Raw genomic sequence first — 13,694 nt, 5'->3', positions numbered from 1 at the left:
GCGGCGCAACCGCCGAAGCGGTTGTGCGCGCCCGTACCAAAAGGGTACGCCTGCCCTGCGTGAATCTCAACGGGCGCGCTGTGAGCGCTCACTGCGGCAGCAGGTGCGCGATGAGCGGATACAGCGACAGGATCAGCAGCACGGCCATCGTCACGTTGAAGATGCGCAACGCACGGCGGTTCGACAGGAAGCGGCGCAGGCCGAGGCCGAATGCGGCCCACAGGCTGATGCACGGAAAGCCGATCAGGATGAACACGACGGCCATCCACGCGGCGTTCATCCCGTAGTCGGCGGACAGGCGGATCGTCGTCGCGGCGGTCAGCACCATCATCCACGCCTTCGGATTGACCCACTGGAACGCGGCGGCTTCGATGAACGTCATCGGCCGCGGCTTGGCGCCGTGAGCGTTCACTTCGCCGGACGTGCCGATGCGCCAGGCGAGGTACAGCAGGTACGCGACGCTCGCGGCTTCGAGGATCGTATACAGCAGCGGGACGCGCTTGAACACCTCGCCGAGCCCGAACCCGACGCAGAGCATCAGGATCGCGACGCCGATGCTGATGCCGAACAAGTGCGGCATCGTGCGGCGGAAACCGAAATTGACGCCGGACGCGAGCAGCATCGTGTTGTTCGGGCCGGGCGTGATCGTCGTGACGAGCGCGAACAGCATGCCGGCGGGCAATGCGCTCAAGGTGAGGAATTCCATCGCGGATTCTCCATTCGTGTTCGAGACAGGGAGGGAGTCAGTGTAGCGACGGTTTTCTGTACAGTACCGGTACAGTTTGACTGGCGATTGCCGGTACGGGGGAGGGGCTGTCGACGAGATGATCAGCGGCGTCGCCCGCGTGCGCGCGTCTATCTATTGCCGACGAGGCAGGCCGCGTGCGGTCGCCGGCCGGACCGCACGCATCGTCGGCAACCTTCCGCTTCTACATCTCGTATCGCAACGTCGCCATGACGCTACGCGGTGCCCCCGGCATGTTGAGGTTGGGGCTCGAGCCGTGTGCCGAGACGATATAGCCCTTGTTGAACAGGTTGTAGAGGTTCAACTGGAGCGACATCGGTCCGTGCGCGTACCAGGCCATCATGTCGGCCGTCACGTAGCCCGGCAAGGTCACGGTGTTCTGCGGATCGGCCATGCGTGCGCCGACGAAGTTCAGGCCGCCGCCGACGCCGAAGCCGCTGCCGAGATTCTTGGTCAGCCACAGATTGCCGGAGTGACGCGGCGTGAGCGTGGCCCGCTTGCCCTGCAATGCAGCGGTCGAGTGGGTGACGGTTGCATCCAGATACGCGTAGCCTGCCAGCACGCGCCAGCCATGGCTGAGCTCGGCTGCGCCGCTGAGTTCCACGCCGTCGGTCCGCTGCTCGCCGATCGGAATCAGTGCCGTATTGGTCGCATTGGCGACCTTGATGTTGCTGCGATCCAGCCGGAACACCGATATCGTCGTGCTGGCCTTGCCGCCAAGCCAGTCGTATTTCGCGCCGATCTCGGTATTGGTCGTGGTTTCCGGAGCGAGCTCCGCATTATTGGCCGCGAGCGAGAACGCCTCGCCCGAAGGCTGGAACGAGCGGCTCCACGACACGTAGTACGACTGCGTCCGGGTCGGCTGCCAGACCAGGCCCAGGCGCGGGCTCCATGCCGTGTCGGTACGCGACAGGCCCGGCTGTTTGGGACGGCGGTCGAGCGTCTCCTGCTCGAAGCGATCGTAGCGGATGCCGAGCAGCGCCTTCCACTGATCGTTGAAGCTGATCAGGTCCTGCGTGTAGAACCCGAGCGTCTTGAAGATGCCGAGGTTGTTGGCGGCCGGCGTGGTCGACGTGTGCAGCGGCAGCGTCGGCAGCGCCGGCGCGAACAGGTCGAAGTTCACCGGCTTGCCGTTCGCGCCGGTGACGGGCGCCGAATAATTGACGAGATCCTTGTTCTGCTGGCCGATTTCCATCCCGTACAGCAACTCGTGCTTCATGCCGAACAGCGTGGCCTTTTGCGTGAGATCGGTCTGGTTGAACCAGCCGTGTTCCTCGCGATAGACGTTCCCGTGATTCAGCGTGAACGTCCGGTTCGCTTCGTTGACGCTGCCGACGAGCGTGTTGTTCCGGTCGAGCGAATAGTGATAGTAGCGAGTGGCGTTGCGGATTGACCACTGTTCGTTGAACTCGTGCTTGATCGTCGCGGTGCTCGAATACACACGCGAGCGCGAGTAGTCGACCTCGCCGGCGTTCGCCGCGCCGTAATACGCGGATGCCGGCACGTCGACCGGCCGTCCCTTGTAGGCCGGGATGCCGAAGTCCGTCACGCGGCGATCCTCGAGGTAGTCGGCCTGCAGCAACACCGTCGTCTTCGGCGCAATGCGGAATTCGAACGACGGCGCGACCGCCGTGCGATTCAGAAACTGCTGCGACCGATAGCTCTTGGCTTCTTCGTGCGCCCCGGTTATGCGGAAAGCGGCCGCGCCGTTCGCGAGCACGCGTCCGACGTCGGCTTCGACCCGACGATCGGCCCACGCGCCGTAGCTGACACCCAGGTTGGTGACGTCGATTCCGGGTTTTTTCGTCACACGATTGATTAGCCCACCTGAAGAACCTCGGCCATAAAGAACGGCGGCAGGGCCCTTGACGACTTCCACCCGGTCGACGTTCGACAGATCGCGGAAATACAGCGCATCGTCGCGAATGCCGTCGACGAACTGGTCGGCAATCGCGGAGAAGCCGCGAATGGTGACCTGGTCGCGCTGACCGTCGCCGGTGGAAAACCCGACACCCGCGACGTTCTTCAACACGTCTTGCAGGGAATTTGCGTGCTGATCACGCATCACTTCGGCCGTGATCACGTTCACCGTCTGCGGGATATCGCGCAGCGGCGCATCGATCCGGGTGGCGCTGACCGCGTTCGACGGGTTGTAACCTTCTCCCGGATCGCGAAGCGCGCTCGCGCTCACCGACACGGCCGGCAACACGTTGGTCGGCGTGCTCGTCGGTGCAGTCGTGTTTTCCTGCGCGAAGGCCGCGCCAACCATGATCGGCTGGCACGCAACGGCGGCCAGTACGGCTCGTCGTGCCGGGTGCAATACTCGTCTCATCTCCCAATCCGTCGTATGTAATGATTCGTAATTTCAGAATGCGACGCATTATCATTTGAAAGGAACGGAAGGTCAACAAGTGTTGTGTCGCCGCTAGATTTTTGATTTGTCTGATGTTTGTGCCGTGCAACGGCACCTTCGTCACGAACTGCGTGTCGATTCAGTCGAGATGCGTTTCGGTCTCGTCCAGAATGTGCTCGATAATCTCCCGGGACACGTAGTCCTGTACCGATTCGCAGCAAGCGATGCGTTCCCTGGCCGCCGACGCATTCCCGTGAAACGGCGCACGCGCTGCGACACGAAACGCCGGCACACGCCGCACCTAACCTTGATGTCGACCCGTCATGAGCGCACCCTCACCGATTGCCGGCAAGCCTGCGATTCCACGGACCGTATGGGCATTGGGCCTCGTGAGCCTGTTCATGGACCTGTCGTCCGAGCTGATCCATGCGTTGCTGCCGATCTATCTGGTGTCGACGATGGGGATGAGCGTCGTCGCGCTCGGCATCCTCGAAGGGGCGGCCGAAGCGACCGCGATGATCGTCAAGGTGTTCTCCGGCGCGATCAGCGACTGGCTCGGGCGCCGCAAGGGTCTGCTGCTGGTCGGCTACGGACTCGCGGCGTTGACCAAGCCGTTGTTTCCGCTGGCGTCCACGCCGGCAGTCGTCGTGACGGCCCGCCTGCTCGATCGCGTCGGCAAGGGCATTCGCGGCGCGCCGCGCGACGCGCTGGTAGCCGACGTCGCCCCGCCCGAAATCCGCGGCGCGTGCTTCGGCCTGCGTCAGTCGATGGATACGGTGGGCGCGTTTCTCGGCCCGATGCTCGCGATCGTGCTGATGCTCTGGTACGGGGACCAGATCCGGACCGTGCTGTGGTTCGCCGTGGTACCGGCCTTCGCCGCGATCGTGCTGATCGTCTTCGGCGTGCGCGAACCCGATCAGGCGAAACCGCAGCGGCGCTTTCACTCGCCGCTGCGCTGGAGCGCGCTGCGCGAGTTTCCCCGTGGCTACTGGTTCGTCGTCGCGGCCGGCGCGACGTTTACGCTCGCGCGCTTCAGCGAGGCGTTCCTGATCTTGCGTGCGCAGCAAACCGGGCTCGATGCTGCGTGGATCCCGGCCGTGATGGTCGCGATGAGCATCGCCTATTCGCTGTCCGCGTGGCCGGTCGGCGCGTTGTCGGACCGGCTCGATCGCCGCGTGCTGCTCGCGGCCGGCATGGTGCTGCTGATCGCGGCCGACCTGCTGCTCGGCATCGGCACATCGACGATCTCGATGTTCACCGGGGTGGCCGTATGGGGGCTGCACATGGGCTTTACGCAGGGCATCCTCGCCGCGATGGTGTCGGAAACCTCGCCGGCCACGCTGCGCGGGACTGCGTTCGGCGTATTCAACCTGGTGAGCGGTATCTGCATGCTGCTCGCGAGCAGCATCGCCGGCGCGCTGTGGACGCGTTTTGGCGCATCGACCACGTTTCTCGCCGGCGCTGCGCTGGTCGTGGTGCCGCTGTGCCTGTGCCGGTTCATGCCGCGACCGGGCACGCCGGCGGCGTGATGGGTCGCCTGCCGGGTTCGCCCACGTCCCGCGCAAGGCCGACCTGACGGGCGGGCACGACGGTGCCCGAAGACCGGACCCGCGTCGCGGCACACCGGGCCCCTGGATCCCCGCGCCCCCGCCCGGCGAAAGCCCGTCCTGCCACCTTCCCCGCCCGCTGCTTTCAGATTTGAAAGATGGTCCGCCGTTTGCGATAGAATGCCCCCCCTGTTCGCCGTGGCCACGTCCACGGACGAACTCGGGCACTCGAAGCGGCGTGCGCCGCGCGCGCGGAATTCCGTGTCCATTTCGATGCCGGCGATCGACCTGCCGTTGGAAACACACGTTCTATAATTTGGATTGCTAATGAAGAAGAAGCACAACATCACCCGGTACATCGTCATAGCGATGGCGCTGGGTATCGCCGTGGGCTACGCCTGTCATGGCGCGTTTCCCGACCCGAAAATGGCCAGGGAAGTCGCCGGCTACGTGTCGCTGCTGTCCGACGTGTTCCTGCGGCTGATCAAGATGATCATCGCGCCGCTGGTGTTCGCGACGCTGACGGTCGGCATCGCGCAGATGGGCGACAGCGGGTCGGTCGGCCGCGTGGGCGTGAAGGCGTTCGGCTGGTTCTTCATCGCGTCGTTCACGTCGCTGGTGCTCGGCCTCGTGACCGCGACGATCCTGAAGCCGGGCAGCCATCTCAGCCTGCCGCTGCCGGCCGCCGATGCGGCGCTCAACCTGAAGACGGGCGCGTTCACGCTGAAGGACTTCGTCGTCCACCTGGTGCCGAAGTCGATCGCCGAGGCGATGGCGAACAACGAGATCCTGCAGATCGTCGTGTTCTCGATCTTCTTCGGCACCGCGCTGTCGGCGCTCGGCGACGCCGGCAAGCGCCTGACCGGCGTGATCGACGATCTCGCGCAGGTCATGCTGAAGGTGACGGGCGCGGTGATGTGGTTCGCGCCGGTCGCGGTGTTCGCCGCGCTGGCGTCGACGATCACGACGGAAGGGCTCGGCATCCTGCTCACGTTCGCGAAGTTCATGGCGAGCTTCTATCTGGCGCTGGCGTTGCTGTGGGGCGTGCTGACGCTCGCCGGCGTGACGTTCCTCGGCAAGCGTGCGTTCACGCTGATCCGCCTGATTCGCGAGCCGTTCCTGCTGTCGTTCGCGACGGCGAGCTCCGAAGCCGCGTACCCGAAGCTGCTCGACGCGCTCGACCGTTTCGGCGTGAATCGCAAGATTTCGAGCTTCGTGCTGCCGATCGGGTATTCGTTCAACCTCGACGGCTCGATGATGTACTGCACGTTCGCGGTGCTGTTCATCTCGCAGGTGTACGGGATCGACCTGCCGTTCGGCACGCAGATCACGATGCTGCTGATGCTGATGGTGACGTCGAAGGGGATGGCGGGCGTGCCGCGCGCATCGCTCGTCGTGATCGCGGCGACGCTCAACCAGTTCCATCTGCCGGAAGCCGGCCTGCTGCTGATCATGGGCGTCGACATGTTCCTCGACATGGGGCGCTCGGCCACCAACGCGGTCGGCAACTCGATCGCGGCGGCCGTGGTCGCGAAGTGGGAGGGCCAGCTCGGCGATCCGCGCGACGACGCGGATGCGGGCGGCAGCGAGGTCAAGCAGGTGGAGGTGCGGGAGACGGCGACGTCCGCGTGATTTCCCTGTTGCAGTAATGTGTGCCGGCCTGGATTCGACCTGGATTCAGGCCGGCGCGATACCCGCCAGCGGTCATTCCTTTATCCGCATTCGGCGATTTTCCCGATTCGCCGAAATTCCCCTCCGTTATTGCAATGCGCCGCATTTGAACACGCGGCGATATTCGCGCAGGCGCAAACCCGACTTTCCCCGATATCAAGCGCAAACGCGTAAGTGATCATTCACTCTCGCGCAGTCGCGCGCGCCGTCTGCGACAGCGGTTCGCAATTTTTTTCGATTTATATAAAGCTATTCTCGACGCTGCCGATTATCGAATGCCGGCGATGTAATACCGACCGCGCCGGATGATTCAGCGGAAGTATTTACGCATTGCCGATTTCCAGTCATCCGGCTGCCCCGTCACGCGAATGATTCCACCATTCAGGAGAGCATCAGCCATGGTCGCCAGAAAACCGATTCAGGCCGTGCTGCTCGCTGTCGCGATCGCCGCGATTGCGCCGGCTGGACATGCGGGTAACACCACCGACTGGCTGGCGAACACCTACGGCACACTCGCGGCGCACGTCGGCAACGTCGCGCGGTCGATGTGGGTTGCGCCTGAAGGCGTGATCTACACGGCGTCGATGTGGGACGAGTATGAAGGCGGTGTCGCGATCTACCAGAACGGCAAGAGCGTCGGCTCGATCGGCACGCATGCGGAATTCCAGGGCAGCGCGATCACGGGCAACGCGGCGTCGCTGTTCGTCGCGCTGCAGCCCGGCAGCGGCTACGGCAGCGGCGCGGTCGGGCGCTACAACCGCGCGACGCGCTTGCGCGACAAGCTCATCCAGGTCGCCGCGGCGACCAACCAGCCGCGCATCGACGTCGTCACCGGGCTCGCCACGGCCGGCTCGCTGCTCTATGCGAGCGATTTCTACGGCAATCGCGTGCGGGTGTTTACGACCGACGGCGTCTGGCAGCGGGACATCAACGTGTCCGCGCCGGGCGCGCTTGCGGTCGACTCGGCGGGCAACGTCTGGGTCGCGCAGAAAAGCGCAGGCTCGATCGTCGAATTCAGCCCGGCCGGTGCACTGCTGAACACGATCCGGCTGACCGCCGGGGCGCAGCCGTCGGCGCTCTATTTCGATGCGGCGGCGGGACAGCTGATGGTCGGCGACGAAGGCCCCGAGATGAACATCAAGCGCTATGGCGTGTCGGGCCGGCCTGCGCTGGCCGGCACGTTCGGCGTGCGCGGCGGCTATCTCGACACGACGACGGGCATCAAGGGGCAGGTCGGCGCGAAGCGTTTCACGCGCATCGCCGGGATCGGCAAGGATACGGCTGGCAACCTCTACGTGCTCAACAACCCGTGGGGCGGCAGCTGGGATCTCGGCCGCAACGGCGCGACCGACATTCACGCGTACAGCAGCGCCGGCAGCCTGCGTTGGACGCTGCAGTCGCTCAACTTCGAAGGCATCGCCGCACCGGATCCGGTCACGGACGGCGCGCTGTTCTACAGCGGCACGCACATATACAGCGGCACCGCGGGCGGCACCTTCGTCGCGAACACGGTCGATCCGTTCACGTATCCGTCGGACCCGCGCATCAATATGAGCGACACCCAGCGCGACGAGCACTTCGGGCTGCTGACGTCGGTCGGCGCGAACCGGATCCTCGTTGCAGCCGGACAGAATCCGCCGATCTATTACTTCTTCCACTTCAACGCAGCCAACGGCTACGTCGCGATCCCGGACGGGGCGATCCCGGGGCCCGCGTTCAACACGACCCGGCGCGTGTCGGCCGGTTTCAGCCTCGACAGCAAGGGCGGCGTATGGGCCGGGCTCGACAAGACCGGCGCCATTTATCACTATCCGCTGGCCGGCTTCGACGCGAGCGGCAAGCCGTCGTGGGGGCCGGGCGTGGCGACGCCGGTGCCGGCCAGCATCCAGCCGCTGACGCGCATCGTCTATCTCGCCGACAGCGACACGATGGTGCTCGCGCAGGGCGTCGTCGGAAGCACCGACTGGACGTCGATCGGCACGCGCATCGAGGTGTATCACGGCTGGAGCGCGGGCAACACGACGAAGCCGAATCCGGTGATCACGCTGCCGCACAGCGGCGCGAAGTCGATCGACGCGGCCGGCAACCATCTGTTCGTCGGCTACTGGTTCAGCAGCAGCGGGCCGCTGTGGCCGAACATCGACGCATTCAACCTCGACACCGGCAATCTCGACACGACGCTCGTCAATGCGAGCCCGGCGACCGTGGACACCAGCAGCGCGATCGATGCGATGGTCAGCGTGCGCGCGTACCGCCGCGCGAACGGCGAATACGTGGTGACGAAGAACAACGTGAAGGGGAACAGCATCACCGTGTATCGGTGGACGCCTTGAGGGCAGGGCCTCGAGTGCAACGATGACACCTCGATGGCTGTCATCGAAACGCCTTCGCTGTAACGATGTGTAATAAGCCGGCCCGCAATGGAACCGGTCATCCGCTTGACACTGGGCGGCGATGTAATTCCGGCACGTCGGCGATAGCCGACGCAACCCCTTCGATCGATTGGCACGGGCCCTCGCCACCGCGCGACACGGGCAGACGAGGCGAGGATCATGCCGGACACGTCAAACGGTAATCGCTCCACAAGTACAGAGGATTCCTATGAAAAATAGCCAGGTCAAGCGCGCGCTCCGACTCGGAGCCGTCATGTCGGCCGTGCTGCTTGCGTCGCAGGTGCAGGCGGACAGTTCCAGCAACGCCGATGCCGCCCGCGTGCCGAGCGGTCAGTTCGTCACACCGCTGGCCGTGCGTGGCGCGCTCCAGCAGTTCCTGAATCCCGGGCTGCCGGCCTATCCGCATTTCGTCGCGGGTGAGGCCGTGCGCTCGCAATTGAGCCCGGACGGCAAGACGCTGGCGATCATCACCGCCGGCCAGAACTCGTTGTACAAGCCGGACGGTTCGGTGGACACCGCGGCCTCGACGCAATTCATCTTCCTGTACGACGTCGCGGGCGCGAACAAGACGCGCCCGGTGCTCAGGCAGGTGCTTCAGCAGACCAACGCGTTCGTCGGCCTGGCGTTCTCGCACGACGGGAGCAGGCTCTATGCGACCGGCGGCAGCGACGACGCGGTCTACGTCTATGCGCAGCACGGCGGCACGTGGGCGCTGTCGACGACGATCGCGCTCGGCCATGGCGGCAAGGGCGTCGGCATCCGCGTGCAGCCGAACGCGGCCGGGCTCGCGTTGTCGGCCGACGGGAAGACGCTCGTCGTCGCGAACAACTACAACGACTCGATCAGCGTGATCGACACCGCGACCAACAACGTGCGCTACGAGCACGATCTGCGCCCGTTCTTCTCCGGCAACGAAGGCCGCAACGGTGACGCGGGCGGCACGTTCCCGTTCGCGGTCGTCGTGAAGGGCAACGGCATCGCATACGTGTCGTCGGATCGCGATCGCGAAATCGTCGCGGTCGACGTTTCGTCGCCGTCTCGCGGCCGCCTGGTCAAGCGCATCAAGCTGGACGGCAACGCGCTCGGCATGACGCTCGATGCGCCACAATCGATGTTGTTCGTCGCCCAGGACAACGCCGACCAGGTCGCGGTGATCAACACGAACACCAACGCGGTCGTGACCCGGATCGACGCGCGCGCGCCGGCCGGCGTACTCGCGCACGGCCCGGCGCACACGGGTGCGGCGACGTATGCGGTCACGCTGTCGCGCGATGGCCGAACGCTGTATGCGACCAACGCCGGTGCGAACGAAATCGCCGTCATCCCGCTCGTCGGCGATCGCGCGTATCGCGTCACCGGATTGATTCCGACCGCCTTCGAGCCGCACGACGTGACGTTCAGCGCGGACGGCACGTGGATGTACGTGGTGAACGGCAAGAGTACGACCGGTCCGAACCCGGACCATCTGTTCGGCGCGACCCCGGCACAGGCCGCCGCGTCGCGCGCGTCGAACGAATACCAGTTCCAGCTCGAGCGCGCGTCGCTCGTGAGCGCGCCGGTGCCGGCGGCCAACGAGCTGCCGGCGCTGACGCAGCAGGCCGCGCGCAACAACTTCTATCGTCCGGAAGACAACGACAGGGATAACGAGGTGATGGGCTTCCTGCGCCGTCACATCAAGCACGTGATCTACGTCGTCAAGGAAAACCGCACGTTCGACCAGGTGCTCGGCGATATCGGCAACGGCGCCAATGGCGATCCGCGGCTGGCCCAGTTCGGCCGGAACATCACGCCGAACTTCCATCGGCTGGCGAGCCAGTTCGTGACGCTCGACAACTTCATGAACCCGGGCGACGGCAGCATGGACGGCTGGTCGTGGGCGCTCCAGGGGCGCGTCACCAACACGGAGACGATCACCCAGCAGATCAACTACGCGGCGGTCAATCGCGGCTTGTCGTACGAGAGCGAGGGCACGAACCGCAGCGTGCCGGTCAACTGGGAAACGGTGCAGCAGCGCGATGCGGCCGCCGGCCCGGCCGGCACCACGAACTACAGCAACGCGGCCGCGGGCCTGCCGGGCGGCGCGGCGAACCTGCTGCCGGGCACGGGCAACCATGCGTCGTCCGATGCGCCGTTCGGCCGGCAGCGCGGCTACATCTTCGATGCGGTGCTCGCCGGCGGCGGCACGGTCCGCAACTACGGTTTCCTCGTGAACAACATCGGCAGCATCGGCACGGCCGCAAACCCGATCGTCGACCCGCACGCGGCCGGTGTCGTCCAGGCCGCCGCGCTCGATCCGCGGCTCGCGTCGATGACGGATGGGTATTTCCGCGGCTTCGACCAGAACTATCCGGACCAGTGGCGCCTCGACGAGTGGAAACGCGAGTTCGACCAGTATGTCGCGAGCGGCAACCTGCCGACGCTGTCGCTGGTGCGCCTGTCCCACGATCACATGGGGGCGTTCGGCACGGCGTTCGCCGGCGTGAACACGCCGGAAACGCAGCAGGCAGACAACGACCTGGCCGTCGGCCGGCTCGTCGAGGCCGTCGCGAAGAGCCCGTATGCGAACGACACGCTGATCGTCGTGACCGAGGACGATGTGCAGGATGGTCCCGACCACGTGGATTCGCATCGCGGGCCCGCATACATCGTCGGGCCATACGTGAAGCAGGGCGCGGTGATCCGGACGCGCTACAGCCAGGTCAATGCGCTGCGCACGATCGAGGACGTGCTCGGCACGCAGCACATGAACCTGAATACCGCCTACCAGCGGCCGATGACCGACGTGTTCGACGTGCACGGCCCGGCGTCGTGGAGCTACACGGCCGTCGCGTCGACGGCGCTGAAGGGCACCGGGCTGCGCCTGGCCGAAGGGGCGGGCGTGAACGCGCTGCAATACGCGGCCGGGCCGGATGTCACGCCGAAGCATGACGCGGCGTACTGGGCGAAGGTGACGGCGAAGTTCGACTTCGACGATGCCGACGAGGTGCCGGCCGATCAGTTCAACCGCGTGCTGTGGAAGGGCATGATGGGGGCGCAGCCTTATCCGAAGCTCAGGGGCGTGACGCAGAAGGTGGCGAGCCGCGACGACGACTGATCGTTCGATTGGTCGATGTGGAAGCAGGCCCTCCCGGCGGGAGGACCTGTGTTTTTTCACGAGGTGTGCGGCCAGGGTCCGCGTGGGCGGCATCCGGCGCGCCACGTGAGCGGTTGGCCGGGCTGCGCTACGTCACGCGTACCATAGCAGGTTCGCGCTGCTGTCCGTTTCGGACAGCAGCCGGAACCCGAGCCGCTCGTAGAGGCGCCGCGCCGGGTTGCCGTGCAGCACGCTGAGCGATACGGATACGGGCTCGCGTGCGGCTTCGACCAGCAGTTCGTGCAGCACGGCTTCGCCGATGCCTTGTCCCTGTCGCGACGGGTGGATCTGGATCTGGTGGACGTGCCATTCAGTGGCGGCGCGTGTCACCTTCAGCAGGCCGATCGAGTGGGCGTCGGCGTTCGCACCTTCGCAGACGATCATCGCATCTTCGAAGTGCGCCGCGATGCGCCGGTGGTGCGCTTCGTCGTCGGTGGGGGCGCCGACGCGTCGCAGATGCTCGGTCATCGTGAGTTGGCGCAGCGTCAGCAGAAAGGGCAGGTCGGACGGGGACGCGGGACGCAGGCGGATCGCCGGTTTCATGATCGATGTGGAGGCGCTCGCGGGCGAGCTTCGACACCGATGATTCCAGCATTCACGACGCAGGTCAAAGGCCCGGCAACGGAATCTGCCGCCCGGCCGGGCGATGCTCGAGGACATCCGTGACTTCGTATTCGGTTTTCGCTCCGTCCGGGGTTTGCCACTGCTGCATACGGACATTGCAGACGAGCACGTCACCCTTGCTGAAACTGATCCGGCTGTTGCTCACGCGCGACAGGAAGCCGGCATCCGTGATCGCCGCGTGAATCGTCGACGCGCCGTCGTACAGCCGCCACTTGTTGTCGTCCTTGAACGCGAGCGACACGATCGAGAACGCCATCCTTCGATGTTCGTCGAGAATGAGCGCGTCGGCTTGCCCGGGCGCGTGAAACCATGCGATCTCGTTGCGGGTGACCGTCTCGAACACCTCCGTGTCGGTGCCGGTGGCGAACATCACGATGCCTTCGCGTGCGAGCGGCGCAAGCGCTTGCTCGGTTGCCTGTCGGACGCCGACGTCGCGCAGCAGGGTGAGGACGGCGAGGTCGATCTCGAGTTGCTCGCCGTCCACGTGCAGCAACGCCGTGTGGCCCTGCATCTGCACCCGCTGGATCTCGCGCCCACGCAGCCACTTGAGGACGGCGAAGAGACCTGTCCTCGCTTTGGGCGCGACGATGCCGAGCGCGGTCAGGATCGTGACCGCGTTGGCCAGCGCCGTGCTTTCGTTGCCGCTCAGGATGTCGCGCATGCGGCCGAGAAGCGAGGTCGCGAGCGTGAAGTCGATGCCGAAGCTGCCGGTCTTGAAGCTGCCGCGCACGTTCACCTGCGGTCGAACCAGATCGCCGCACAGTGCCCGTGTCGATGCCTCCAGCAAATCCCCGATCGCAAGCAGCGCGGGCGCGAGTTCGCGCACGTCCATTTCGGAAGATTCGAGTGCGGGACCGTCATAAGTGACGCGAAACTGGCTCATGTCGTCGAAGGGGCCGATATCGGCCCGGCCGGTACGGTTTTCATTGCGTGTGGTCATGCGAAATAGTGGCTGCAGGCGTGGACGATACCGGAAATGATTTCTTTCGGATACCTTGCATGTTAAGCACGATCGACCGGCAGCGGGCGATTTTGGCCATCCGGCCAGGGCGGCTGCGTCAGGTATCCTGACGATGTCCGAAAAGCGTCGAATTGCTTGGGACTTGTACGGTACGCGAGGCAGGCCTGACCAGTCGGTGCGCGGCCGGTTTCCTGCGGGAGACGCGGCCCTATCCGCGCGGGAGCGCACGCGTCCCCGCCGTGCCGGCGGGTCGGGCCGCGCAGCGAA

8 protein-coding genes and 1 pseudogene are annotated in these 13,694 nt (G+C 65.4%); 4 read left to right on the top strand and 5 right to left on the bottom strand.

Going from position 1 to position 13,694, the window contains the following annotated elements; genetic code table 11:
* Positions 1-88: 88 nt before the first annotated feature.
* The 3 genes and pseudogenes from DIE22_RS29060 to DIE22_RS29050 form a co-directional block, all read right to left on the bottom strand.
* Complete coding sequence (locus tag DIE22_RS29060) at positions 89-706, bottom strand: LysE family translocator (protein WP_124500568.1); 618 nt, start codon at positions 704-706, stop codon at positions 89-91.
* Positions 707-929: 223 nt separating this feature from the next.
* Entirely contained in the window at positions 930-3,077 is a 2,148-nt protein-coding gene (locus tag DIE22_RS29055; RefSeq protein ID WP_185640707.1) for a TonB-dependent siderophore receptor, read from the bottom strand.
* Positions 3,078-3,240: 163 nt separating this feature from the next.
* Positions 3,241-3,330 (bottom strand): annotated as a pseudogene (locus DIE22_RS29050) (bacterioferritin); the annotation flags it as partial.
* A 91-nt stretch (positions 3,331-3,421) separates the two neighbouring features.
* Here DIE22_RS29050 and DIE22_RS29045 point away from each other — a divergent pair.
* The 4 genes from DIE22_RS29045 to DIE22_RS29030 all read left to right on the top strand — a co-directional run bounded on the left by DIE22_RS29045 (position 3,422) and on the right by DIE22_RS29030 (position 11,803).
* Positions 3,422-4,627 (top strand): MFS transporter, encoded by a 1,206-nt coding sequence (locus tag DIE22_RS29045; protein ID WP_124606622.1) that lies wholly within the window; start codon positions 3,422-3,424, stop codon positions 4,625-4,627.
* Between the two features lie 345 nt (positions 4,628-4,972).
* Positions 4,973-6,277 (top strand): dicarboxylate/amino acid:cation symporter, encoded by a 1,305-nt coding sequence (locus DIE22_RS29040; protein ID WP_124606621.1) that lies wholly within the window; start codon positions 4,973-4,975, stop codon positions 6,275-6,277.
* A gap of 437 nt (positions 6,278-6,714) precedes the next feature.
* Positions 6,715-8,649, top strand: a complete 1,935-nt coding sequence (locus DIE22_RS29035; RefSeq protein ID WP_124606620.1) for an SMP-30/gluconolactonase/LRE family protein — start codon at positions 6,715-6,717, stop codon at positions 8,647-8,649.
* A gap of 268 nt (positions 8,650-8,917) precedes the next feature.
* Positions 8,918-11,803, top strand: a complete 2,886-nt coding sequence (locus DIE22_RS29030; RefSeq protein WP_124606619.1) for a bifunctional YncE family protein/alkaline phosphatase family protein — start codon at positions 8,918-8,920, stop codon at positions 11,801-11,803.
* A 132-nt stretch (positions 11,804-11,935) separates the two neighbouring features.
* On the opposite strand, the gene DIE22_RS29025 is transcribed toward DIE22_RS29030, so the two are convergent.
* Positions 11,936-12,385, bottom strand: coding sequence for an N-acetyltransferase (locus tag DIE22_RS29025; protein WP_124606618.1), 450 nt, complete (start codon positions 12,383-12,385; stop codon positions 11,936-11,938).
* A 64-nt stretch (positions 12,386-12,449) separates the two neighbouring features.
* On the bottom strand, positions 12,450-13,406 hold the full coding sequence (locus DIE22_RS29020) for a hypothetical protein (RefSeq protein WP_124606635.1): 957 nt from the start codon (positions 13,404-13,406) through the stop codon (positions 12,450-12,452).
* Between the last annotated feature and the right edge of the window lie 288 nt (positions 13,407-13,694).

The sequence above is a fragment of the Burkholderia sp. Bp9142 genome (assembly GCF_003853415.1).
Classification (GTDB): domain Bacteria; phylum Pseudomonadota; class Gammaproteobacteria; order Burkholderiales; family Burkholderiaceae; genus Burkholderia.
The sequence above is the reverse complement of the archived record's forward strand: the minus strand, read 5'-3'. Positions and strand labels throughout refer to the sequence as shown.